General features: G+C 69.5%; 22 protein-coding genes. 10 read left to right on the forward strand and 12 right to left on the reverse strand.

The window, feature by feature from the left end:
- Nucleotides 1-16: 16 nt before the first annotated feature.
- On the reverse strand, nucleotides 17-196 hold the full coding sequence (locus LGI35_RS03805; protein ID WP_227292365.1) for a hypothetical protein: 180 nt from the start codon (nucleotides 194-196) through the stop codon (nucleotides 17-19).
- A 749-nt stretch (nucleotides 197-945) separates the two neighbouring features.
- Here LGI35_RS03805 and LGI35_RS03810 point away from each other — a divergent pair.
- Nucleotides 946-2,580 (forward strand): DUF6351 family protein, encoded by a 1,635-nt coding sequence (locus LGI35_RS03810; RefSeq protein ID WP_227292367.1) that lies wholly within the window; start codon nucleotides 946-948, stop codon nucleotides 2,578-2,580.
- Nucleotides 2,581-3,028: 448 nt separating this feature from the next.
- Nucleotides 3,029-3,874 carry a prephenate dehydratase gene (locus tag LGI35_RS03815; protein ID WP_227292369.1) on the forward strand — a complete coding sequence of 282 codons (846 nt, stop codon included), beginning with the start codon at nucleotides 3,029-3,031 and terminating at the stop codon, nucleotides 3,872-3,874.
- 52 nt (nucleotides 3,875-3,926) lie between these two features.
- Here the strand turns inward: LGI35_RS03815 and LGI35_RS03820 are convergent, their stop codons facing one another.
- The gene (locus LGI35_RS03820) at nucleotides 3,927-4,475 is read right to left on the reverse strand and encodes a CGNR zinc finger domain-containing protein (protein WP_227292382.1); all 549 of its coding nucleotides are present in this window, start codon (nucleotides 4,473-4,475) and stop codon (nucleotides 3,927-3,929) included.
- 898 nt (nucleotides 4,476-5,373) lie between these two features.
- Between LGI35_RS03820 and LGI35_RS03825 the strand changes: the two genes are divergently transcribed.
- On the forward strand, nucleotides 5,374-5,937 hold the full coding sequence (locus LGI35_RS03825) for an ATP-binding cassette domain-containing protein (RefSeq protein ID WP_227292385.1): 564 nt from the start codon (nucleotides 5,374-5,376) through the stop codon (nucleotides 5,935-5,937).
- A gap of 309 nt (nucleotides 5,938-6,246) precedes the next feature.
- Here LGI35_RS03825 and LGI35_RS03830 read toward each other — a convergent pair whose 3' ends face one another.
- Nucleotides 6,247-6,750, reverse strand: a complete 504-nt coding sequence (locus LGI35_RS03830; RefSeq protein WP_227292387.1) for a DUF4232 domain-containing protein — start codon at nucleotides 6,748-6,750, stop codon at nucleotides 6,247-6,249.
- Nucleotides 6,751-7,265: 515 nt separating this feature from the next.
- Between LGI35_RS03830 and LGI35_RS03835 the strand changes: the two genes are divergently transcribed.
- Nucleotides 7,266-8,153 carry a hypothetical protein gene (locus LGI35_RS03835; RefSeq protein WP_227292390.1) on the forward strand — a complete coding sequence of 296 codons (888 nt, stop codon included), beginning with the start codon at nucleotides 7,266-7,268 and terminating at the stop codon, nucleotides 8,151-8,153.
- A 190-nt stretch (nucleotides 8,154-8,343) separates the two neighbouring features.
- On the opposite strand, the gene LGI35_RS03840 is transcribed toward LGI35_RS03835, so the two are convergent.
- Complete coding sequence (locus tag LGI35_RS03840) at nucleotides 8,344-8,550, reverse strand: DUF5988 family protein (protein WP_227292392.1); 207 nt, start codon at nucleotides 8,548-8,550, stop codon at nucleotides 8,344-8,346.
- An 821-nt stretch (nucleotides 8,551-9,371) separates the two neighbouring features.
- On the opposite strand from LGI35_RS03840, the gene LGI35_RS03850 reads away from it, so the two are divergent.
- Nucleotides 9,372-10,025, forward strand: a complete 654-nt coding sequence (locus LGI35_RS03850; protein WP_227292394.1) for a CBS domain-containing protein — start codon at nucleotides 9,372-9,374, stop codon at nucleotides 10,023-10,025.
- Between the two features lie 211 nt (nucleotides 10,026-10,236).
- Nucleotides 10,237-10,887, forward strand: a complete 651-nt coding sequence (locus LGI35_RS03855) for a CBS domain-containing protein (RefSeq protein WP_227292415.1) — start codon at nucleotides 10,237-10,239, stop codon at nucleotides 10,885-10,887.
- A gap of 136 nt (nucleotides 10,888-11,023) precedes the next feature.
- Here LGI35_RS03855 and LGI35_RS03860 read toward each other — a convergent pair whose 3' ends face one another.
- The 4 genes from LGI35_RS03860 to LGI35_RS03875 form a co-directional block, all read right to left on the reverse strand.
- The gene (locus LGI35_RS03860) at nucleotides 11,024-11,902 is read right to left on the reverse strand and encodes a universal stress protein (RefSeq protein WP_227292419.1); all 879 of its coding nucleotides are present in this window, start codon (nucleotides 11,900-11,902) and stop codon (nucleotides 11,024-11,026) included.
- Between the two features lie 15 nt (nucleotides 11,903-11,917).
- Nucleotides 11,918-12,370, reverse strand: coding sequence for a pyridoxamine 5'-phosphate oxidase family protein (locus LGI35_RS03865; RefSeq protein WP_227292420.1), 453 nt, complete (start codon nucleotides 12,368-12,370; stop codon nucleotides 11,918-11,920).
- A gap of 122 nt (nucleotides 12,371-12,492) precedes the next feature.
- Nucleotides 12,493-13,188, reverse strand: a complete 696-nt coding sequence (locus LGI35_RS03870) for a helix-turn-helix domain-containing protein (protein WP_227292423.1) — start codon at nucleotides 13,186-13,188, stop codon at nucleotides 12,493-12,495.
- Between the two features lie 423 nt (nucleotides 13,189-13,611).
- Nucleotides 13,612-14,091 (reverse strand): pyridoxamine 5'-phosphate oxidase family protein, encoded by a 480-nt coding sequence (locus tag LGI35_RS03875; RefSeq protein WP_227292426.1) that lies wholly within the window; start codon nucleotides 14,089-14,091, stop codon nucleotides 13,612-13,614.
- Between the two features lie 252 nt (nucleotides 14,092-14,343).
- Here LGI35_RS03875 and LGI35_RS03880 point away from each other — a divergent pair, with 252 nt between their 5' ends.
- Together LGI35_RS03880 and LGI35_RS03885 are read left to right on the forward strand one after the other, a co-directional pair.
- The gene (locus LGI35_RS03880; protein ID WP_227292429.1) at nucleotides 14,344-14,805 is read left to right on the forward strand and encodes a cyclic nucleotide-binding domain-containing protein; all 462 of its coding nucleotides are present in this window, start codon (nucleotides 14,344-14,346) and stop codon (nucleotides 14,803-14,805) included.
- A 247-nt stretch (nucleotides 14,806-15,052) separates the two neighbouring features.
- Nucleotides 15,053-15,754 carry a response regulator gene (locus LGI35_RS03885; protein ID WP_227292433.1) on the forward strand — a complete coding sequence of 234 codons (702 nt, stop codon included), beginning with the start codon at nucleotides 15,053-15,055 and terminating at the stop codon, nucleotides 15,752-15,754.
- A 50-nt stretch (nucleotides 15,755-15,804) separates the two neighbouring features.
- Here LGI35_RS03885 and LGI35_RS03890 read toward each other — a convergent pair whose 3' ends face one another.
- From LGI35_RS03890 to LGI35_RS03900, 3 genes are all read right to left on the reverse strand, one after another.
- Nucleotides 15,805-17,538: a sensor histidine kinase gene (locus LGI35_RS03890; RefSeq protein WP_227292436.1), complete on the reverse strand. Its 1,734-nt coding sequence runs from the start codon at nucleotides 17,536-17,538 to the stop codon at nucleotides 15,805-15,807.
- Nucleotides 17,539-17,726: 188 nt separating this feature from the next.
- The gene (locus LGI35_RS03895) at nucleotides 17,727-18,590 is read right to left on the reverse strand and encodes a universal stress protein (RefSeq protein ID WP_227292438.1); all 864 of its coding nucleotides are present in this window, start codon (nucleotides 18,588-18,590) and stop codon (nucleotides 17,727-17,729) included.
- On the reverse strand, nucleotides 18,587-19,489 hold the full coding sequence (locus tag LGI35_RS03900) for a universal stress protein (RefSeq protein ID WP_227292441.1): 903 nt from the start codon (nucleotides 19,487-19,489) through the stop codon (nucleotides 18,587-18,589). Before LGI35_RS03900 ends, LGI35_RS03895 begins: the two co-directional genes overlap by 4 nt.
- A 262-nt stretch (nucleotides 19,490-19,751) precedes the next feature.
- Here LGI35_RS03900 and LGI35_RS03905 point away from each other — a divergent pair, with 262 nt between their 5' ends.
- Both LGI35_RS03905 and LGI35_RS03910 read left to right on the forward strand, forming a co-directional pair.
- Nucleotides 19,752-20,147 (forward strand): universal stress protein, encoded by a 396-nt coding sequence (locus LGI35_RS03905; protein WP_227292445.1) that lies wholly within the window; start codon nucleotides 19,752-19,754, stop codon nucleotides 20,145-20,147.
- 24 nt (nucleotides 20,148-20,171) lie between these two features.
- Nucleotides 20,172-21,164, forward strand: coding sequence for an Acg family FMN-binding oxidoreductase (locus LGI35_RS03910; RefSeq protein WP_227292447.1), 993 nt, complete (start codon nucleotides 20,172-20,174; stop codon nucleotides 21,162-21,164).
- Nucleotides 21,165-21,228: 64 nt separating this feature from the next.
- Here LGI35_RS03910 and LGI35_RS03915 read toward each other — a convergent pair whose 3' ends face one another.
- Nucleotides 21,229-22,503 carry an APC family permease gene (locus tag LGI35_RS03915; protein WP_227292450.1) on the reverse strand — a complete coding sequence of 425 codons (1,275 nt, stop codon included), beginning with the start codon at nucleotides 22,501-22,503 and terminating at the stop codon, nucleotides 21,229-21,231.
- Between the last annotated feature and the right edge of the window lie 25 nt (nucleotides 22,504-22,528).

Consider the following 22,528-nt stretch of genomic DNA (forward strand, 5'->3'; position numbering starts at 1 on the left):
TGACCACCTCGTTCGGTCAGTACTGGGGGTGGACCTCGCCGGGAGTCCTCGGCCTGTTCGTCGCCGCCGTCGCACTCACCGCGCTCGTGGTCCCGGACGAGCGCCACGCGGCGGCCCCCGCCGTCCCGCCGAGCATGCTCACGTCCCGCAGCATGATCCTCACCTCGCCGATCGGGTTCGTCGCCAACGCGGCCATGTTTCAGCCTCCCGGTCCACCTGCCCACGTATCTCCACGTCGAAGGTGCATCGGCCACGCTGTCCGGCGTCCACACGCCTCCTCTGGCGCTTGGCTTCGTCATGAGCCCTTCCCCGGCCGGGCGTTGGGCCACACATGCCGTGTGGCTCCACCTCATCCTCGTCGTCGGCATGCTGCTCGACATCGCGGGGCCGCTCCTGCTGTCCACCCTCGGATCCGGCGCGGGACGGGTCGCCCCTCTCCATCTACTTCGCGGCCCAGGACACCGCCCGGGACGCCTTCGCCTACGCCATGGCTCCGCCCAGGAACATGTGACGACCCCTTCAACGAAATCGCGTCACCGCATTGACAGGTTACTGACGCCATGCCAGGCTACTAACCACTCAGACCGGTGACCGCATGGGTGAGGGCGGGGACAGGCATGGCGGGGGCGAGCCGGCACTGCGACAGCGAGGGTGGCCCGTCACATGGCTCGGCGGGCCATGCTCGCCACCCTCGCGGCAGGAGCGACCAGGGTCTCCAACACGCCCTGCTTGCAACGCAGTTGCGAGAGAGCCCTGGGCGCCGCGTCGCAGGTGGACGTCGCGGCAGTCCGGGCTGCTGCCCCTGGCACGTGGAGGACACACCCCTCTGAACGGACCGCCATGTGACTGATGCACCCACCTCGCCGCCACATACAGGGACGCACACCGGCTGTACGCACACATGTGTCGCCGTCGTCGGCGGACACTCGATTGACAAGGAATCCAATGAGACGACTTCTGACCGTCCTCGCGGCTGCCGTGCCGCTGGTGACTGCAGCGGTGTATCTGCCGTCTGCCGCGGCGGAACCCGAGAGTTCCGCCTCCAGCACCTTCCGGTGCACGTCCACCTCCATCCCTCTCAAGGCGCCGGCCGGCACCAAGATCGAGTCCTTGACCGCGGTGAGCCGGCCGACAGGGACCGTTGAGGCTCCTCCCGTCCCACCGCTGCCCGGGGCGACGATCCCGGACGTCCCGGCCCATTGCGAGGTGACCGCCACAGTCGGCCACCCGGGGGCCGGCGATCGCGCCAAGGTGCAGGTGTGGTTGCCCGAAAGCGGCTGGAACGGCCGGTTCCAGGCGGTCGGTGGCAGTGCCTTCGCAGCCGGCGACTACGGTTCAGCGCTGGCCGACGCCGTCAAGAACGGCTACGCCGTCGCGACCACCGACGCAGGTGTCAGCAGCTACCTAGACGTCAGCTGGGCCCTGGACAGCAAGGGCAACATCAACAAGACCTCGCTGAAGAACTTCGCCTCGCGATCCGAGCACGAGGCCGCGGTCGTCGCCAAGCAGGTCGTCAACGGTGTCTACGGCCGGTCCGCTTCGTACTCCTACTTCAACGGCTGTTCCACGGGCGGCCGTCAGGGCTACGCCGAGGCCCAGAACCATCCCGGCGACTACGACGGCATCCTCGCCAACGCGCCCGGCATCAACTGGGACGAGTTCGAGGTCGCCACGGTCTGGCCGCAGGTGGTGATGAACGAGGAGCACACCTACCCCACCAAGTGCGAACTCACCCTGGCGACCGAGTCCGCCGTCAAGGCGTGCGACAAGCTGGACGGCGCCGTGGACGGGCTCATCGGCGACCCTGCCACTTGCAACTACGACCCGCGCCGCCTGATCGGCACGACGCTCGAGTGCGAGGGCAAGCAGGTCACCTTCACGGCTGCGGACGCCGCCGTGGTCCGCAAGATCTGGGACGGTCCGCGCACCACGTCGGGCAAGCAGCTCTGGTACGGCCCCACGGTCGGCTCCGACCTCACCGTGCTGGCCGGCTCCAAGACCGGTGACGACGGCACCTCCGTGGGTGCACCGTTCCTGGTGCCCGCCGCGTGGGTCTCGACGTTCGTCAAGAAGCAGCCCGCCTACGACGTCTCCACCGCCGGCTACAGCGAGTTCGAGAAGCTGTTCCGTCAGTCCCAGGCCGAGTTCGACGACGTCATCGGTTCGGACGACCCGGACCTGTCCGGCTTCCGCAAGTCCGGTGGCAAGCTCCTGACGTGGCACGGCCAGGCCGACCAGCTGATCCCCACCCAGGGCACGGTGGACTACCGGGAGCGGGTCGAGAAGAAGCTGGGCGGCGCGCAGCGGGTCGACGACTTCTACCGGCTGTTCCTGGCTCCGGGTGTCAACCACTGCGCCGGTCCGGGCAATACGGGTCCCGCGCCGACCGACGCGCTCGGCGCGCTGACGAAGTGGGTCGAGCAGGGCAAGGCCCCGCAGACGCTGAGCGCCTCCGTGAAGGACGCCTCGGGCAAGACGGTCACCCGTGACCTGTGCCTCTACCCGCGGGTTCCGCAATACAAGGGCAACGGCGATCTCGCGGACGCGAGCAGCTTCCGCTGCGTCCGCTCGTACCACTGACCCGTAGCATCGCCCACGCATAAGGGGCGGGTCGGGACCGAGTGGACAACGGCCCCGACCCGCCCCTTCTTGTCCTACCGCCCCGCTCCACCGCCGTGCGCCGTGCGCCATGAGCCGTGCGCCGTGGCGACCGACCCGCTGGCGCTGCTACGTCACGAGCGGCCCGGGTTCACCGCGGACCTCTTGTGCATCGGTGCCGGCGAAGGCAGCTGATCCCTTCGCGCTCGTGTCCCCTTACACGAGTGCACACGGCTGGCCGCCGCTCTGGTCCACGGCGTCGTTACGGAGGCACATGAGCACGCGCTCGCGATTCCCCCGACGAACGAGGCAAGGTTCCACCCTCTCGAGTCTCTCGTCGTGGACAGCTCGCGGCGCTTCAGCACGTTCCGTCTACGGTGGATCTCCCGCTGACCGACGGCGCCAGCTCTCCCACCGAAGGTGACATCCCGTGACGCGAGTCGCATACCAGGGCGAATACGCATCCAACTCGGCGACGGCTGCCCAGAACCTGTTCCCCGGATGCACCGAGCTTCCCTGCACGAGCTTCGAGCAGGCTCTGGACGCGGTGACGCTCGGCACCGCCGACGTGGCGGTGATCCCCGTCGACAACTCGGCCGCCGGACGCGTCGCCGACGTGCACCATCTACTCCCGGAGTCGGGCCTCTTCGTCATCGCCGAGTACTTCCTCGCCATCCACTTCGACCTCGTGGGCGTCCCCGGGGCCTCGCTCGACCAGGTCGAGTGCGTCCGCAGTCATGTGCACGCGCTCGGCCAGTGCCGGAAGGTGCTGCGCACGGGTGCCTGGCGCACGTTCGTCACCGACGACACGGCGGGCGCGGCCCGGGAAGTGGCGGAGCTGGGCGACGCCCGGCACGCGGCGCTCGCCCCGCCCGCCGCGGCACGACACTACGGTCTGGAAGTACTGCAGGCGGGAGTCGAGGACGACCCGGAGAACACCACGCGCTTCGTCATCCTCTCCCGCGACGCGGTCTTCGCCCCGCTCACGGGCGAGCCGACGATGACGAGCCTGTTCTTCGCCGTACGGAACATCCCCAGCGCCCTCTACAAGGCCCTTGGCGGCTTCGCCAGCAACGCGGTGAACCTGACCAAGATCGAGAGCTACCAGATGGGCGCGGGCCTCAACCCCAGCTGCTTCTACGTCGAAGTCGAGGGACACCCCGACGAGCCCGGTGTCGCGCTCGCCCTGCAGGAGCTGCGCTTCTTCTCCTCGGAGGTCCGCGTCCTCGGCGTCTACCCGGCGCACCCGCACCGGCTGCGCGAGCGAACCGCCTGAGGCAGCGCGACACAGCGGCCGGCTCCACGTGAGCCCGGCCGGGCAGTCGCCGTCAGGCCGTGGCGCCGCTCTGGCGCGCCCGGTAGGCGGCGGCCTTGACGCGGTTGCCGCAGGTCCTCATGGCGCACCACTCGCGCCGGTGGCCGCGCGAACGGTCGAGGTAGACCTGGGTGCACTCGGGGCGGGCGCACTCCCGCAGCAGCGCACCTTCGTCACCGCCGAGAATCTCGACCGTCTCCCGCGCGAGGGCCGCGAGGCCCTGGGAGACGGACCCCGTGTGCATCACTCCGTCGGGCCCGAGCTGTGCCTTCACCGGCAGGCCCGCGGCGTGCCGGTTCAGCTCGGCGACATCGGCGGCGGGCAGGGGCTCGGCCGCGAGGCGCGCCGCCACCAGCGAGTAGATCACCTCACGCAGATCGATCGCGGTCTCCAGGTCGACCTCGTCTGCCTCAGGAGCCGCATCGAGCATCTTGGACTCGACAAACCAGTCGTCGAGCAGGTCGGGCGTGGCAAGCTTCTCTGCCGGTGCGGCATTGCGGCGCGCACGCAGAGTGCCGACGAAGTCGAGTGGGAGCGTCCCACAAGGGAATGCATGGTTCACGTCACCATATTGACCGGTGACTGCCGAATATGCAATGCCCCGGGGCAGCTCCCCGCAATTCTCGGGCGATCCACACGGGTCACGCCCGAGGCAGCGCGCAGTCTACGGAGCGCGGCGCGCCGAAGGACCTGGCCGTACCCGTCGGCGCTCCGCGAATGCCGGCAGTTTCGCGGATGGTCCGGCCGCGCAGGTAGATCACGTAGATGTGGACAAGGGCCACACGAGCCCCGGTGACAGTCCGGGCAGAAGCGAGCCGGTGACGCGGGAATCGTCCACCCTGTCGACGACATGGTGCCGGGACGACGAATCCTCGTACGGGCTTTCACCACTTCCCTGCGCACGTACGCTTTGCGGTCTTCCGAACCGTCCCGAACTCTCTGGATGCCGTTGACGGACGCCGGACCCGGCCGGCCGTCGTCACATGCGCCGCGGAACACATATGCCACATGTTTCGCAGGCGAGGGAGCTCGGCGTCAAGTCACATGTGTGTTTCTCCATCGTGCGGGCGGCTGCTTCCGGATGGGTCCGAAGGAGCCGACGGGGCGCCAGCCTCGCGCCTTCCCAGCTCCGCCTCCTCAGTGCCGCCGGGCGCGCTCACCCCCGAACACGCGCTCCCGGCAGCACCGAAGACCTCAAGGATTCACCTGCTCCACCCGCTGCGCCTGACTAGCCCGACAGGTACGTTCGGGTCAGTAGGCAGCTCAGCGCACGGGAACCAGAGACAGACACATAGCCGCCGAGCCGACGTCGACATCTCTCGCCGCACACGAATGTGTTCGGCAGTGAGGGCGTACCCCAGGACAGTGAAGAAGGCAGCCTCGCGCAGACTTCGGTGGCCGTCACTGCCCTGAGTAGCATGTGTGCCACCCAATTCAACCCAAGGGAGAGTGAAGCGGTTGTGCCCAGCCAATCAGCCGAGACGCTCCGGTTGCGGTATGTCGAGCAGGCCGCATCGGACCTGAAGGAGAACCGTCGCCGGCAAAAGGAACTGTCCGAGAAGCTCAAAATGCTGAAGCAGGAGGAAGCGCTCCTGACCGACATTCTGAGCCTCACGGAGCGCCTCCACGACCTCGCGGAGGCATCAGCACTGCCGGAACCGGCCCAGGACGAAGCCACGTTCACGCGCGGGCGCTCCTCCGGCGCACCCGCGACCGCTGCTGGCGGCAAGGCCCGTCGCCCTGCCACGACGCGGTCGGCCAAGAGCTCCGGCAAGGCGGGCACCCCGGAGAAGCAGCGCCAGCCCCTGCTCGGAGAGCTCCTGACGGAGCTGCTCGCAGCATCCGACGAGCCCCGTCTGGCGAAGGAACTCCGCGACGAACTGCTGGAGAAGCACCCGGACCGGACACCGACCCCGCAGGTGGTCCGCAACACCCTGGAGGCTCTCGTAGCCAGGGGCCGCATCCGGCGCCACAGGCAGCAGCGTTCAGTGACGTACACGCTCGCGAAGTCGGACGCGCAGTAACCGCGACGGCCCGGACAGATCCGTCGTCCCCTCCTCGAACATGGCCGGTGCCGCGAAGGCGCCGGCCATGTAGCGTCACCCGACCACCCGCTGAGGCGGGGGCCATGTCGAGGTCCGAGTCGACCTGGAGGTCGACATATCTCGACGGGACACAGGCCCATCTCCGGGGTGTGACTCCCCTTTGAGCACACTCACACCCGCCCTGCCGCGGCAACGCCAGAGGCTACGGCGTGACGTCGCCCCGGGACAGGGTCGCGCAGATGTCGAGAGCGGCGGTGTCGTCGTTCCCTCGGGGGTGCGCAGGGGCGGTCAGGCCCCTCGCTGCACCGGTCCGATGAGTGTGCCGGCGGCGACCTTCAGCTTGCCTTGGGCGAAGGACGTGCCGGGGATCTGTCCGCCCGGGGCCTGGAGCGTGAAGGATGCCTCATCCGCGGAGAGCTGGCGGGCCTGGTTGGGGACCTGGATGTCGAAGTGCACCGGGTGGCCGGGGCCGAAGGTCACCGCAGCGCGCTGGTCACCGTAATGGCCGGCGGTGATCCGGGTCCGCGAGCCGTGGTGGGAGAACCGCACGTCGTTCGGCGAGCCGGCCAGTTCGCAGGGGTCGTACCCGCGCGGCGCCCTCAGGGTGACGCGGTAGTGGTGGTGCCCCGCGCTGGCGGGCGCCTCGGTGATCTTCGCGGTGTGGTTGGCCGGACGGCATGCCGAGGGGGCGGTGCCGCTTTCGGTCGAGGGGGAAGCCTGCGCAACTGCGGGGGCCGCGGTGGCAATCAGCACGGCGGCGAAGGCGACGGCGGTCTTGTGGTTGGTACGCATGAGCAATCCTTGCCTAGCTCGATGGCCCCGCGGGTGCTCTCCAACGGAACCATGGTCGCTATGTCCAATGCCCCCTCGCAACCTCCCGGAATGTCCCAAGATCGTCACGGCCGTGACGGCAACCGCCGTACTTGGGTGTCGGGCCGGCGGGCGCCCGGAACGCTCGGAACGCCCGGCCACGAGGTGGCCGCCCGCCGTCGGCACCCGCTGTGCCGCAGCGCCCGGCAAGGGGAGCCGGCGGCCTGACCGGTTCCGGTACGTGCCACGCCGACGACATCGCCACCGTATGCCGGCCGGCGGGAGTATCTGGCCTAGCCCGTCGCCACCCGAGCTCGGGGCACGCCGTGCCGACCTCGACCTCGACCTCGACCTCGACCTCGACCACATGATGCACGAAGTGTCGTAACCCAACCCTCCGGACATGGTGGACAGGGCGTCAGCGCTCCAGGCCTCCTCCAGTCCCTGATCGCCACTGGCCGACGGCGATGTCAGCGGCGACTGCCAGGATGATCGTCATGACTCACACCACGGGCGTGGTCCACCAGGACGCGGCGGATCTCGCAGAGAGCCTTCTCACCTACGACGATGCCGAGCTCGATCGGGCGTTCACGATCCTGATGCACGAAACGGGAAGCGGCCTGGTCGCACGCCGTGAGGCCCTGCTGCCGATCTACGAGGCCATCGTGGCGCGCGTCGGCCGGCCCACGTTGCTGGGCGGCACCGCACATGGGCCCAGCGTGCGGTGGAGCAACCGTGAGCGGACACTCCTGCTGTCCGGTGACCACGGCAAAACGACGCTGTCCGCGCACCAGGCGGATTCGTTCGCCCAGGACGAGTTCTGGAGCTTCGACTCGGGTCGCCAGCCATACGCGTGGCAGCTGGACCGCCACGGCCCCGGCCACGACCACGGCTGGACCTTCAAGGGACACGCGGCAGCAGACGACTGGACGTCTGGCGAGGAGCAACTGGCAGGGATACTCGCATCCTGGGCGGAGCACATGCCCATACAGGCCCCCGGCGACTGGGCGGGCTTCAAGCTCTGGGCGTCCCGGGACCGGGGACGCACCATGATCGTTTCCTTCAATCCGTCGGACACGAACTGCGAGTTCCACGTCGCCATCGAGGACCGAGATCACGAGCAGACGCCCGAGCGTGCAGCGGAGATGCGTGCGAGGGGCTGGCAAAACGTGGACGAGCACCGATGGTGGCGCACCACACTGCCCGAGACGGACCCGACGGCTGCCGCCGCACTCGCGCGAGTGGTCGTCACCGATCTGCGGGCCCGCGGCACCACGTGCCCGGACGAAGTGACCGCCTGGGACATCAGCGCCGGTGACGACGGCGAACTGTGGGTGCCCGGCATCGGGGTCGACGTGCATCCGCGCCGTGGAAAGCACTACTAGGCACTTGCAGTCTCTGTGCAGCCAACAACTGCATGCCTGAAAACGAAGGCGGTTGTGACGTTCTCCCCTTTCAGCAGTGGAGGACACCTGGCCTGCACCCGGTGTCACCCCTATGACCCGGCCCTCGACCAGGACCCAAGGAGGGAGCAACCTTCGCCTGTTCCGTCACGTCACGCTCCGCACGGGGCGTCTATCCCGGAAGCTCCGTGCGCTCCCACCACTCGTAGACGGGCGATAGGCCTTGCGAGGTCGCCTGCTGACGCGTCGTGGCCCTGAAGTGCTCGTACCCGCCACGCAACGCGACCTTGATGTCGAGCCCGGGCGTCAGCACGAAAACGATCCGCTCAGGAAGATCGTCAGGGCCACCTTCGAGGACTGCTTTCGTCGCGTCGCTCATGACCAAATCCTCTCCGGAGACCGGAACGGCCCTCCACGGCGCGCCGAGGTCCCCGCTCACTATGAAGGCGGCGGGCCGCCAAGACGGGATCGTTAAGGGGCAGGCGCGATCACCGGGAGGCCGCCGTATGGCTTCTGCGCAGGCCAACGACCCCACACCCCCGCCTCGCCCAGCGGCCCGACAACTCCCGCGTCCCCTCGACGAGCCATGGATGTGCAGCCGGGCCGAAAGGACCCCCGATCGGACCCGTGTGGCCCGTGGTGCCGCGTGCCCGGAGCACCCACGCTGGGAACAGGAACGATGAAGGGGGCCTGTGCGATGACAACCGTCACCTCCATGAACGCGGCCCTCCCCGCCAGGCACCGCGAAAGGCCGACGCAGTTCGCTCAGGAAGTCTCCTTCGAGGCCGGGCGCCGGAGCCTGCCTGTTCAAGGAGGGAAGGCGCGCCGACCGCTTCCGAATCGTGCGGACCATCGCCGTAGCCCCGGACCTGCACGGACCCAGCCGTTGCCCCGCTGCCATCGAGACGCTCCGGCACCGCGAACTGGTCGGCTGGTCCTCGCAGTTCCCGCCATGCATCTGGCACTCGGACGCCGAGGCGATGAGCCCGGTACGAACCTGGGGGTTCGACGTCGAGGCCGTGCGCGCGGGCGCGCCGAGGACCCCGCGTTCGGCTTCGCAATCGCGCTCTGGGTCGGGCTCGTGGTCGCCGATCGGCTGCACGCATCGGGCACCCGGATGCTCGACCTCTGCGCCCCGCACGACAGTGGTGGTCCGGCATGACGACCGTGACCCCACGTGGGCGTCCCAAGGAGGAGAACATGGACACCAGCCCCCACCATGTGAGTGACGTGATGACACGCGCCGTGGTCGCCGTGGGCCGCAAAGCTCTGTTCAAGGACCTCGTCGAACGCATGGAACGGTGGAAGGTAAGTGCCGTTCCCGTGCTGGAGGGCGACGGCCGGGTGATCGGAGTCGTGTCCGAGGCCGATCTGTTGCCCAAGGAGGAGTTCCGGGACGTCGATCCGGACCGGGTCACCCAACTTCACCGTCTGGCCGACATGGCCAAGGCCGGGGCCGTGTGCGCCGAGGAGCTGATGAGCACTCCGGCCGTCACCGTCCATGCCGACGCCACGCTCGCCGAGGCGGCACGCATCATGGCGCTCCGGCACGTCAAGCGGCTGCCCGTCGTGAACGCCGAGGGCGTGCTCGAAGGCGTCGTCAGCCGAGGCGACCTGCTCAAGGTTTTCCTGCGCCCGGACAACGACCTGGCCGACGAGATACGGCGGGACGTCCTCGATGTCCTGTTCCCGGCTCCTGTGGAGCCCGTGCACATCACTGTGGTCGACGGCGTCGCGACCCTGACCGGGCGGGTGCAGGACGCGACCCGGATTCCGCTCGCCGCGCGCCTGGTTCGGGGCGTCGAGGGCATCGTCGGCCTGGACTGCCTGCTCACCGCAGGCGACGAGGCGTAAGGCTGCGCGGCAAGCAGCTGCCGCCGTTGATGCCCTGCGACTGATCCACTGCTGTACCGCAAGGTGGAGGGTGCGGCGGGAACGCCCTCACTGCGGTCGCGTCCGCCTGTAGCCGTGCGGCCCACCCGAAGGACCAGGTGGCCCCTGGCCACCCCGCCCTCACCGGCGCAGGCTGAAAGTGGCAGGACCGACGCACACTTACGGAGTCATCATGTATGGCACCCCGCACATCGTCAGCGATGTCATGACGCACACGGTCGCCACCGTCGGCCGACGGGCCCCCTTCAAAGACATCGTCCATCTGATGCAGGAGTGGCGGATCAGCGCTCTCCCCGTGATCGAGGGTGAGGGACGAGTGGTCGGCGTGGTCTCCGAAGCCGACCTGCTGACCAGGGAGGAACTCCGTGACGACCCTGACGCCGCCTACCTCCAGCTACGTCAGCCAGTCGACGTGGCGAAGGCCGATGCCCTGAGCGCCGGAGACCTCATGTCCTCCCCCGCCGTCACGATCCGCGCCGACGCCACGCTCGCCGAGGCTGCACGCACCATGGCGCAAGAAGGGGTCAAGAGGCTGCCCGTGGTGGATGAGGTGGGTCTGCTGGCGGGCGTCGTCAGCCGTGCCGATCTACTCAAGGTCTTTCTGCGTGGCGACGACAAGATCGCCGAGGAAGTCCGGCACGAGATTGTGTCCCGCCTCTTCCCACCCCCGGCCTCGGCCATTCACGTGGAGGTCCATGACGGAGTGGCCACCCTGACAGGCCGCATCCACGACACCAGCCTCGTCCCCATAGCCGCGCGCCTGGTGCGGTCCGTCGAGGGCGTCGTCGACGTGCGGTTCGACCTCGCGCGCCAGACCGCGTAGTGGACGGGGCTCCCGAGGGCCGGGCCCGCGACGTGCTGCTGACGCCGCGCGGCGGGAACGCCAGGAAACGTCTGGCCCGCAAGGACCCGCCGAACACGGACGCGTTCCGCCACTCGAAGACCAGGGCGGTGCTCCATCACGCGCGTTGCGGCACGACCGCCACCGGGCAGTCCGCGTGATGGAGCAAGGTGTGGCCCACGCGGCTGAGCTGGAGGCCGAAGTGTCCGTGCCGGCGCCGGGCTCCGATGATCACAAGGTCCGCAGCGGCGGAGCGTTGCACGAGCACCTTCCGGGCCGTCCCCTCGACGGTCGCCGGACACACCTTGACGTCCGGGTGGTCCGCCATGGCCTCCTGGAGCACGGCGTCGATCCGAGCCGATGCCTGTTCCTCGTGGTAACGCTCCGGTTCGTCGGCGAGCCCGGGGTGGTCCGTGGTCTCGTGCGCGGGGCAGCGCCAGGCGCGTAGGGCATCGAGGGTGCACCTCCGTGCCTCGGCCTCGCGGAAGGCGAAGCGCACCGCCTCCGCACCTGTGGTGGGATCGCCCACGCCGAGCAGGATCCGCTCGTGCCGGCCGTGAAGACCGGCCTGGTCGCCGCGAACCACGATCACCGGACAGTCGGCGCGAGCCGCCACCCCCAGGCCGACGGACCCGAGAAGGAGGCCCACCAGTTCACCGCGGCCGCGTGAACCCGTCACCAGCGCCGTCGCGTGTCGGCCTTCGCGCACCAACGCGAACACGGCCTCTTCCGGCAACGACTCGGCCGAGACCTCGACATCCGGGTTGCGTTGCCGGGCCCGCTCCGCGGCGAATCCGACGATGTCCTGCTCCATCACCTGTTCGGAGGGCGGCCGATCCACGGTGTCCGGCACAACGGCGCCTTCATAGCGCTCCCACATGGAAGCGTGCACGAGCCGCAGAGGCACCCCGAACCGGGCCGCTTCGTCGACCGCCCAGTCGATGGCCAGAAGGCTCGACTCCGATCCGTCAACACCAACGATCAGGGGCAATTGCATGTCCTCCACTGCCTTTCACATCACGTTTCCCGGCGTGCGACGCGCCTCGTGGACCCTGCGCCGTTCGCCGAGTTCAGTGCCGGTGACCAGCTCTGGCTCGATACGGAAGAAGACGTCGTGGCGCGACGTCCTCCAGGAACGTGGACCGGACCCGCGCAGCCTCTCGTACTCAGCGGGGTCGGTCACCACGCTGGCGCGTCCGGTGACCACCACACTCCATCCGGAGCGAACGGCCGGATCGACTTCGTCCGCCTGGAAGGCGACCACTGCACGATCGATCGCGCTCACGAGCTGTGACGTTGCGGAGGTCCGCACCACCACCGCGGAATCGGCATCCAGGCAGAAAGGGACGGGCAGTACCGCGGGAAGGGCGTGGCACGTGTGCACGATTCGGCCGACGGGTGCCGTGGCCAGGAGCCGCAGGCATTCCCGCCGGTCGATTTCCCGGACTCCGTACATGGGATACATCACCGGTCAACTCTCCCTCGGCACAACTGCCGCGTGCCTCGTCCCGCCGGAACGGAAGCGGCGGTTTGCCTCTCGTCGGTCCGCACCCGCAGAGGCGCGGACCTCTGCCGGCGCCGACGGCTTCATCGCTCTCGGCGCACGACGATCCGGCGCCCGCTGAGGCTGTCCGGATCGATGCGTACCCACATGTCACGCTCACCGCCGGCCCAAGGGCCGCTGCAGGCCAGGGCGTTCAGTCGTCGCACGGTGCCGGGATCCGACACGGCCCGGGCGTGCCCCTGCAGCAGCACGCTCCAGCCTTGGCTGAGAGCTTCGTCGATCTGGTCGACCTCGAAGGCCACGCGGGTGCCGACGGCGGTAGCGGGCGTCGCGTCAGGTGCCGTCCTGTAGGCAATCGCGCCATCGACGACGCTGTAGTTCAGGGGCACGATGACCGGCCCCTCCGGGGCGTTGACGGCTGCCCGGCCGACACCGTGCGTCGACAGTCGCGCCCAGCACTCCTCCTCGCTCAGTTCGATCAACTCGGGGTGGCGGGCTGCCCTCCCTATGCCGGGTGGGAGGTCCGCATCGCCACCGCGCAGGGCCGAGACGCGCATGTTCAGAGCGTTCGCGAGCCGGATCAGGACGCCGATGCCCGGCGCGACGGTGGACTTCTCCTCCAGGTACCGGATGTATGCCGGGGCGGTGCCCACCTTGGCGGCCAGCTCCTCACGGGTGAGACCGAGTTCCTCACGTCGTTGAGCTATACAGCGCCCGATGTCGCCCTGTGGGCCACCCACCGGTACGGCTCCCGCATGCCGCGGTGCCTGTTCGGACATGGCTCTTCACTTCTTCCTGCCAGGCGGAGCAGTCTCGTGATTCCAGGGTGCCTTCGTCTGACGCACCCCACATGGGCCACGTGGTCCCCATCGGCAGGCCACGCGGGGCCGTTCGGGGGGAACCAGGCACTCGGAGCAGGGAGAACCGGCTTCGCCCGTGTTCCGGCGTTCGCCGGTTCCGGGCGGCCAGGCAGGGCCCTGGAACGACGGGACCGTCCCAGGGGGAGCACCCGTTGCAGGTGGTGACCGCGCGCGTTGGCCGCCCGGTCACGTAAGTGAGATCTCAGGCGTTCACTCTCAGCTGCGTGGTCGCTGATCCCAGGCACCTCCCGCCCCGTGAACCCCTGGCTCAGCAGCCTCACGCGCCGGCGTGCCTCACGCACACGCCCTCTCGGCCCGGAAGCACCTGATCCGCGTTCACCCCTACGGCGCCGCCTCAGGAGGCTCTGCCTCGAGGCGGAAGCCGTTGACGACGTCGGGCTGGATGCGCACGGCGCTGTGGGTCGATCGTCCCGCCCAAGGGCGCAGCCGTTCCGCGGAGCCATGGCCCTCCTCGGCATCGGCCACCAGGTACGCAAACCCGGTGACGACCACGCTCCATCCGAGGTGCGATTCGGGATCGATGACGTCGGCTTCGTAGGCGACGACGACGCCGGGCGTGCCGGGATCTGTGACCAGGGAGAGGGCTGATCCTTCGTCGAGCCGCACCACGATGTCCTCGCCCTCCACCAGGTGGGTCACCGGGCGAACGGCCGGCAGGGCACGCTGGGTGAAGACGAGGCGTCCCATCGATACGGTGGCGAGCAGCCGAAGAGCCTCATCGCGGTCCAGGTTCCGCACACGCCGGTCCTGCTGCGTGACGCTGTCCTGGCCTGCGGATCGTCCTGTGTCCTTGCGTTCCATCGTCCGGCCCTTCTGCTCGGCACCTCGCGCCGTTGCCGCCGGCTTGGCTCGTGGTCAGGGCCGTCAGGCGGCGTCGGGACTCGTCCTCGCTGCCGGCCGGTGTGTCCTCCGACGGAGTCCCGGTGTCTGCCACTGTCGCCCCCAGCCACCCGGCAGTCATGGGCCGGTCGGGCTACGAGCGGGGCCGGTCGGCCCATGCGCGACGGGCCTGGCAACGCCGCAGACTGAAAGCGGAATGGAACGGAGTCGTCCATGCGCACACCATTTCCCACCCAAATCACCGCCCTGCCCCCGGAGTACCGCTCCCGGCTGATGGAACACGCCCGCGACGTCAGCTTCCCGGAAGGAGAACGCCTCTTCAGCGAAGGCGGGCACGCGGACAGGTTCTGGATCATCCGGTCCGGAGCCGTCGCCATGGACTTGCACGTGCCCGGCAGGCAGCCGGCCGTCATCGAGAACCTGGGCCCCGGTGAACTGGTCGGCTGGTCATGGATGTTCAAGCCGTACCGCTGGCATATGGGGGCAAGAGCAACAACGCCCCTACGAACACACGAGTTCGACGCATTGACCGTGCGGATGCTGATGGACGCCGATGCCGCGTTCGGCTCCGTCGTCGGGCACTGGGTGAGCCAGGTGCTCGCCCACCGACTCCAGGCGACGCGCGTTCGACTGCTCGACCTCTACGCCCCGTACGGCAGCGGCAGCGCGGTCTGAGCTGCCACTTCCCCACCCGATGCGGCCCGGAGCCGATCATGCCCGCGTCCCGGTACACCGTCAGTGATGTCATGTCGCACTGTGCGGTCGCCGTGGGCCGTCCGGCCAGGGGGACGTAGGCCTGGCGCCGGATGAGGTGGCTGTCGGCTCGGCGGCCTGACACGCGGCCCGCTGCCAGGTGCCTTCGTCCCCCTCTTGAGACAATTCATATGGGCAAGGCAAGAGCGGACCGAGCACAGGGGCGCACATGTCCGAGGCAGCGAGGCCGGCGAGCACCTCCACCGAGACGCCCATCCGGGTCTTCATCCTGGACGACCACGAGGTCGTACGCCGTGGTCTGCACGACCTCCTGGACGCCGAGCCCGACATCGAGGTGGTCGGTGAGGCGTCCACCGCCGAGCAGGCGCTGACCCGTGGTCCCGCGCTCCGCCCCCATGTGGCCGTGCTCGATGTAAGGCTGCCCGACAGCGACGGCATCAGCGTCTGCCGGGAGCTTCGCTCGCGCATGCCGGAGCTGGCCTGCCTGATGCTGACGTCGTTCGACGACGAGGAGGCCCTCCTTGACGCGATCATGGCCGGCGCGGCCGGGTACGTCCTCAAGCAGATCAAGGGCTCCGACCTGGTGTCGGCGGTTCGGACGGTCGCCTCGGGCCAGTCGATGCTCGACCCGGCGACGACGGCCAGGCTGATTCACTCGCTGCGGGATCCGCAGACCGTGAAGCCGCCGGAGGACGCACGGCTGGAGGGGCTCACCGAGCGGGAGCGCTCGGTCCTGGAACTCATCGGTGACGGGCTCACCAACCGGCAGATCGCGAAGGAGCTCTATCTGTCCGAGAAGACGGTCAAGAACCACATTTCGCGGCTGCTGGGCAAGCTGGGCGTCGAGCGGCGTGTGCAGGCGGCCGTCATCGCGGCAGAGGTACGCGAACACGACAAGAGCGAGCACTGAAGGCTTGGGCGGCCGTCCGGCTCACTGCACGGCCTGGTTGATCGCCCGCCTCAGTCCGCCGGCCCGGTGAGCGGAACCCTCCACTCCAGCCTGGTGCCCCCGTTTCCCTGATCTCGCGTCGAGATCGACAGCTCGCCGCCGAGCCGCTCGGCGCGTTCGGAGAGGTTGCGCAGCCCGCTGCGCCCGCCGCCCTTGGGGATGCCGATTCCGTCATCGCTCACCGACACGGTCAGTACGCCGTCCGTGGCTGCGATGGCCACCTCGACGGAGGTGGCACGGGCGTGGCGGGCCACATTGGCCAGGGCCTCCCCGATCACGGCGAGGACCTCTTCGGCCACGGTGGGCGACACCTCCGTGTCGATGAGGCCTTCCATACGCAAGGCAGGGGTGAACCCGAGCACAGCACCCGCCTCGTCCAAGGCCCGTACGGCTCGCAGCCTCAGCTTCGGCGCCTCCCCCGGTACCTCGCGCTCACGCAGGCCGAAGATCGTCGAGCGGATGATCTTGATGGTGGCGTCCAGGTCGTCGATCGCCCGCGCCAGTCGCTCGGCCGCCTGCGGGTGCTCGACGAGGCGCTGGGCGCTCTGCAGGGTCATACCGGTGGCGAAGAGCCGCTGGATCGCCAGATCGTGCAGGTCACGGGCGATGCGGTCATGGTCTTCGAGCAGACTCATCTGCTCCGCGTCGCGCCGCCGGTCGGCCAGTTCCAGTGCGAGGGCCGCCTGGCCGGCGAAGCCCGACAGCTCGGCGACCTCAGCGGCCACGAACGGCGGACAGCCCCGACGCCGGGCCAGCATGAGGACGCCGCTCAGCCTCTCTTTGGTACCGACGGTGACCGCCACAGCCGGTCCGAAGCCGGTCCAGCGCTCCGCCTGTACCGTGACCCGCTGGTCGGCCTCGACGTCCGGCACCGTGACCAGTCCGTCCTCGGCGAGCGCCACGCCGGCGAGGGTGCCCGCCGTGCTGGGCAGGACGATGCCCCGGTGCGCGTCGGCTCCCTCTCCCAGGGCCAGGGAGCCCCGCAGTTCGCCGTTCTGGCCGACGAGATAGAAAGCGCCCATGTCGGCTCCGGTGATGTCACGGGACCGTTCCAGCATTCCCTCGAGCACCTGGGACTCCGCGGAGCCCGAGAGCAGCGCGCTGGTGAAGTCCGAAATGGCGGCCCGCCAGCGTTCCCTGAGCCTGACCTCTTCGAAGAGGCGGGCGTTCTCGATGGCGATGCCCGCTGCGACGGCAAGCGTCGACAGGACGGCTTCGTCCTCTGCGTCGAAGTCCGACCCGCCCCTCTTCTCGGTCATGTAGAGGTTGCCGAACACGTCGTCCCGGACCCGGATGGGTACGCCCAGGAAGGAGTGCATCGGAGGGTGACGGCGCGGGAACCCGTACGAAGCGGGGTGCTCGGACAGCTCCGCCAGCCTCAGTGGTTCAGGATGGCGGATCAGCTCGCCCAGGATGCCGTGCCCCGAGGGCAGTTCCCCGATCTGCGCGCGGAGCTCGTCGCTGATGCCCACCGTGAGGAACTCCGCGAGCTTCTTGTCGTCACCGATCACACCCAGGGCGCCGTACCCCGCGTCCACGAGGGTCACGGCCGCCTCGACGATGCCGCGCAGCACCTGGGGCAGGTCGAGTTCCCGGCCCACCGACATGACCGCTTCGAGCAGCCCCTTCAGCCGGTCCCGCGTGCCGCGGACCTCGTCCATGCGGGCCTGGAGTTCGTCGAGCAACTCGTCCAGCCGCAGTCTCGGAACCTGCGGGCCCGAAACGTCAGGACCATCCCCGCCCATCAGCACCTCCGGCTACCCTGCGGGTTGCGGAGCCAGCCCGCACCCTTCACGGTAGCTTCCGGTTCCAGCCTGTTCCGGTCGGACACGGCCACCCGGCAGGCGACGGACGCGGAGCGCGCGACTCAGTTGGTTCTGGTCCTTGATGATCCTTCCTCCTTGTGGAACGCGGTGCGGTGGCCGCGACGGCTTCACGTGACAGGGACGGTGATGACCGGGCAGTGGGCACGGTGCAGCAGTCCGTGCACCACCGATCCCAGCCGCATCCCCATGTAGCCGCCGTTGCCCCTGCGGCCCACGACCACGGCCAAGGCGTGCTCGGCAGCCCGGGCCAGCTCCTCGACCGGGTGTCCGACCGGCACTTCGTGCGTGAGCGCGACGTCCGGGTACTTCTCCGCCCAGCCGGCCACGGTTTCGGACAGCAGACTCCGCTGGATCTGCACGAGCGTCGGCTCGTCCTTCAGGGAGAAGAGGACAGGCGGCTGCCACACCCAGAGGGCGCGCAGGGTGGCACCTCGCAGACTGGCCTCTTCGAAGGCCAGTGCCAGGGCCGCACCCGAGGACTCGCTGCCATCGACGCCCACGACGAGGTACGGGGTTTCCTGGGTCACGTGCTCGGCGTCGCCCACCACCGCGACCGGGCAGCGAGCCTGTGCCGATACCGGCACCACGAGGGAGCCCGCGCTGAGGAACTCCTCGGTGCGGCTGAGATGCCGCGATCCGAGCACGATCATCCGTGCCCGGCCCGACTGCCGGATCAGGACATGGGCCGGGTGTCCGTCGAGCACGTCCGTCGCCACTTCGACGTCATCATGGCGCTCGCGCACCCAGGAGGCGGCCGCCGCCAGGGCCCGCTCTCCCTCTCGCAGCTGCGCCTTCATGCGGGTGGAGGCGTCGACGTGCTGGACGTGGTGCGGTGCGGGTACTGCGACGAGGAGCCGGAGTGGACGCCTGCGGCGGTGGGCGTCGTCGGCTGCCCAGGCCAGCTGCATGTGGCAGTCCCTTGCCGGGTCGATACCGACGAGGATCTCTCGGGCTTCGGCGGTGTTCGTCATGACTCGCCCCCGTTCTTGGTGCCGTTCCGCGGGATGAGCAGGACCGGGCACTCCGCGTGGTGCACAAGGTTGTGGGTGGCCCGCCCCAGCGTGCGACCGATGTAGCCGGGCTTGCGTCGCCCGCCCATGACCAGCAGGTCGGCGTGGCGCGAGGCCTCGACCAGCACCCCGGACGCGGACATGCTCTTCGCCGCGTCCGCCTCCACGTGCAGGTCCGGGAACTCGTGGCGCACCTCCTCGGCGACGGCGGTCAGGCTGCGCTCGTGCTCGCCCGCGATGTCTTCGATGTCGTCGAGCATCGTCACGACGCTCCCGACGGACTGGAGCACGTTCCACACGTGGAGCAGTCGCAGCGATGCCTTGCGAAGCTCCGCCTCGCGCGCGCCGTAAAGGGCACAGTCCAGGTCGTGTTCGTCGCGGACGCCGACGAGCACCACACCCGTATCGGCCTGACCCTCCGCACCCCGGACGACGATCACAGGCGTCGTCGCCTCGGCTGCGACCTTGAGACCGACGGAGCCGAGCATGAGGGAGTTGAACCCGCCGAGGCCGCGGCTGCCGACGACGATGGTGCCGTAGCGGGCAGCGGCCCTGTGCAGACTGGGGACCGGGCCGCTGCGACTGAATTCTTTGGTCACGCGCAGGCCCGGATGCCGCTCGGTCACGGCCCGGGCCGTGTCGTCGAGGAGTTCACGCCCCGTCCGGCGGACGCGCTCGATCGTCTCCACCGAGGCGTACAGTGCCCGGCTGTCCGTGTCGGCCCCGTGGACGAGGTGCAGAGCGGTCCCCCGGCGCGACGCTTCCTCCGCGGCCCACAGTGCCGCCCTGTATGCGGGCTTGGAGCCGTCGATCCCGACGATGACGGAGCCCCGTTGCGGACCGGTCACGTTGACTTCCATGACGCCTCCTCACCGAGACACATCGGGGTTCGGTCCTCACGTTGGCACCAGGGACATCGGTGAGGAGAGGGCCGCAGGGGTCCGTCCAGGGCCCAAAGGTCCCGTGTGCGGTCCGGCGCCGGTCGGCACTGGGTCAGGCTGGTCCGGTCGGTCCTTGGAGCGGACCGGTCGGCCCCGCGAGAGCCCCTCCTGGCCCCTGCCCGGAACACGCCACCCAGCGGAGGGTGAGATCACCGCACCTCCCTCCGAGGAGACGACCAGCATGACGACCACCCGCATCACCGTCGGTCTGGACGGCTCGGGCGAGAGCGCCACCGCCGCCCGCCGGGCTGCCCGGGGATGGTCCACGACGCTGGTCTACAGCCAGGCGCGGGCACTCACGCCCGGTATCCAAGGGCAGATCAGGCACGGTATCGCCATCGTCATGGACGAGATGCTGAGCCCCTGGCGCGACAAGTACCCCTCGGTGGAGGTGAACCCGACCCACCGCATGGGCCGGCCCGCCATCCAGGTACTCGACGCCGCCTCCGACGCCGCCCTGGTCGTCGTCGGCCTGCGCATCCGCGAAGCCGCCGCGTTCGGCACCCAGATCGGCGCGATCACCCACGCCGTTCTGCACCACTCCGCCGCCCCGGTCGCGGTCATCGCCCACGACTGAGGCACGTACAGACGGGACCCTGCCATGTCCGCTCAGCCCCTCGACACGGCAGTCGTCGTATCGCTGACAGAGGACGCCGTCACCGCGCCCTCCATGCACAACGCCCAGCCCTGGAGGTTCGTCTTCCGGCCGAGCAGCGGCACGGTCGAGCTGTACGGCGACTCCACACGCACCATGCCGCACAGCGACCCGAACCACCGGGCGCTCCATCTGGGCTGCGCCGCCGCCCTGTTCAATCTGCGGGTGGCGGCCGTCCGAGCGGGACGGGAGCCGGTCGTCCGCCTCCTGCCCGATCCGCGCGACCCGTGGTTCCTGGCCGAGGTACACCTCCGGGAACCGACCGGAGGCCTCGACGCTCAACTCGCACTGTTCCACCCCGCCCTGCGCGGCCGGCACACCAGCCGCTTCCCCTTCACGGACGAGGAGATCCCGGCCCCGATCCTGGACGGCCTGCGGGCAGCCGCCCTCCTCGAAGAGTGCAAGCTGATGCTGCCGGACGCCTGGCACACCGAGGCCGTCCTCGATCTCGTCCACGACTCCGAGAACCGAGAGGAATCAAGTCCCGGGGTGCGTGGGGAGACCGCTGCCTGGACCGGCACCGGCGCGCCGGGCGAAGGCCCGGTCACGGAAGGCATCCCCGCGTATGCCTTCGGTCCCCGCCAGTCCGGGATGAGTGCCCCCGTAAGAGACTTCGGCGCATGGCGCCCCGTCATGGCGCGCGACTCCGCTGTCTTCGAGAAGCATCCGCACATCGCCCTGCTCGGCACCTCGGGTGACACCCCGACGGACTGGATGAAGGCCGGCCAGGCCCTGCAGCGCATCCTGCTCCAGGCCACTTTGGACGGCCTCGTCGCCTCGATGACCTCCCAGCCCCTGGAGTGGCCCGAACTGCGCTGGGCGGTCCGCGACCCGAGCGACGCGATGGGCTACGTCCACATGGTCATCCGTCTCGGCTACGGCCCCCAGGGCCCGGCGACCCCCCGGCGGCCCGCGCAGGACGTGCTCACAGTGGTCTGAGGACGGCAGACGATCCCGAATTCAGTCGACGATGAACTCATTGGTCCGGTCTCGGGTGCGCCGGTCATGTCCTGCGGGCGTGGGCGCGGCGTATTCCGTAGGCGGCGGCGCCCACGGCGAGTACCGCGGAGCCGGTGATGGCGGAGCTCGGAGGGAGGGCGAAGGCCAGGACGAGGCAGCCGGCCAGGCCGAGGACAGGGATGATCCGGGCGGGGCGACCTTCGGCGGGGTCAAGCGTGAGCGCTGAGGCGTTGGCGACGGCGTAGTAGGCAAGGACGCCGAAGGAGGAGAAGCCGATCGCGTCGCGGACGTCCGCGGTGGCGGCCGACGTGGCGACGACTGCGCCGATAAGGAGTTCGGCCCGGTGGGGGATCTTGAACTTCGAGTGCACCGCGGCGAGCCAGTGCGGCAGGTGATGGTCGCGGGCCATGGCAAGCGTGGTCCGCGAGACGCCGAGGATCAGGGCGAGCAGGGAGCCGAGCGCGGCCAGTGCCGCGCCTACCCGCACGACAGGTACGAGCCGGTCGACGCCCGCCGCGCGGGCCGCCTCCGTCAACGGTGCCCCGGAGGCAGCCAGTCCGGACGGACCGAGCACGAGCAGCACGGACACGGCAACGGCCGTGTAGACGATGAGAGTGATGCCCAGGGCCAGGGGGATGGCGCGCGGAATCGTACGGGCCGGATCGCGGACCTCCTCGCCCAGCGTGGCGATACGCGCGTACCCGGCGAACGCGAAGAACAGCAGTCCCGCGGCCTGGAGAACCCCGCCGAACGTGGCGTCCGGGCCGACGCCCAGGCGAGCGGCGTCCACCCTTCCCGAGGTGAGGGAAGCGACCACGACGGCGGTGAGCACCGCGAGGACGAGGGCCACGATGACCCGAGTCAGGCGGGCAGACTTCTGCACACCGGCGTAGTTGACCGCTGTCAGCGCCACCACGGCCGCGGCGGCGACCGCGTGGGCCTGACCCGGCCAGGTGTAGGCACCGACGGTCAGGGCCATGGCCGCGCAGGAGGCGGTCTTGCCCACCACGAACGCCCAGCCGGCCAGGTAGCCCCAGAGCTCGCCGAGCCGCTCGCGGCCGTACACGTAGGTGCCGCCCGAGGCCGGGTAGAGGGCGGCCAGTCGCGCGGAGGACGTCGCGTTGCAGTACGCGACGGCGGCGGCGAGAGCGAGACCGATCAACACGCCGGAACCGGCGGCGCGGGCAGCCGGTGCCAGGGAGGCGAAGATCCCGGCGCCGATCATCGACCCCAGACCGATCAGCACCGCGTCCGAAACCCCGAGGCGACGTTCGAGTTGGTCCTGTACCCCGTGGACGTGTGGGGCTGTGCCGCTCAACGCCGTCACTCCTCGACTGCTCTGG

The sequence above is a fragment of the Streptomyces longhuiensis genome (assembly GCF_020616555.1).
Lineage (GTDB): Bacteria > Actinomycetota > Actinomycetes > Streptomycetales > Streptomycetaceae > Streptomyces > Streptomyces longhuiensis.

Bases quoted from the DNA above. Each gene is read 5' to 3' on its own strand.
- LGI35_RS03805 (WP_227292365.1), bottom strand. From the start codon at position 196: ATGGCCGCGTTGGCGACGAACCCGATCGGCGAGGTGAGGATCATGCTG.
- LGI35_RS03810 (WP_227292367.1), top strand. From the start codon at position 946: ATGAGACGACTTCTGACCGTCCTCGCGGCTGCCGTGCCGCTGGTGACT.
- LGI35_RS03830 (WP_227292387.1), bottom strand. From the start codon at position 6,750: ATGCGTACCAACCACAAGACCGCCGTCGCCTTCGCCGCCGTGCTGATT.
- LGI35_RS03835 (WP_227292390.1), top strand. From the start codon at position 7,266: ATGACTCACACCACGGGCGTGGTCCACCAGGACGCGGCGGATCTCGCA.
- LGI35_RS03840 (WP_227292392.1), bottom strand. From the start codon at position 8,550: ATGAGCGACGCGACGAAAGCAGTCCTCGAAGGTGGCCCTGACGATCTT.
- LGI35_RS03850 (WP_227292394.1), top strand. From the start codon at position 9,372: ATGGACACCAGCCCCCACCATGTGAGTGACGTGATGACACGCGCCGTG.
- LGI35_RS03855 (WP_227292415.1), top strand. From the start codon at position 10,237: ATGTATGGCACCCCGCACATCGTCAGCGATGTCATGACGCACACGGTC.
- LGI35_RS03860 (WP_227292419.1), bottom strand. From the start codon at position 11,902: ATGCAATTGCCCCTGATCGTTGGTGTTGACGGATCGGAGTCGAGCCTT.
- LGI35_RS03865 (WP_227292420.1), bottom strand. From the start codon at position 12,370: ATGTATCCCATGTACGGAGTCCGGGAAATCGACCGGCGGGAATGCCTG.
- LGI35_RS03870 (WP_227292423.1), bottom strand. From the start codon at position 13,188: ATGTCCGAACAGGCACCGCGGCATGCGGGAGCCGTACCGGTGGGTGGC.
- LGI35_RS03875 (WP_227292426.1), bottom strand. From the start codon at position 14,091: ATGGAACGCAAGGACACAGGACGATCCGCAGGCCAGGACAGCGTCACG.
- LGI35_RS03880 (WP_227292429.1), top strand. From the start codon at position 14,344: ATGCGCACACCATTTCCCACCCAAATCACCGCCCTGCCCCCGGAGTAC.
- LGI35_RS03885 (WP_227292433.1), top strand. From the start codon at position 15,053: ATGTCCGAGGCAGCGAGGCCGGCGAGCACCTCCACCGAGACGCCCATC.
- LGI35_RS03890 (WP_227292436.1), bottom strand. From the start codon at position 17,538: ATGGGCGGGGATGGTCCTGACGTTTCGGGCCCGCAGGTTCCGAGACTG.
- LGI35_RS03895 (WP_227292438.1), bottom strand. From the start codon at position 18,590: ATGACGAACACCGCCGAAGCCCGAGAGATCCTCGTCGGTATCGACCCG.
- LGI35_RS03900 (WP_227292441.1), bottom strand. From the start codon at position 19,489: ATGGAAGTCAACGTGACCGGTCCGCAACGGGGCTCCGTCATCGTCGGG.
- LGI35_RS03905 (WP_227292445.1), top strand. From the start codon at position 19,752: ATGACGACCACCCGCATCACCGTCGGTCTGGACGGCTCGGGCGAGAGC.
- LGI35_RS03910 (WP_227292447.1), top strand. From the start codon at position 20,172: ATGTCCGCTCAGCCCCTCGACACGGCAGTCGTCGTATCGCTGACAGAG.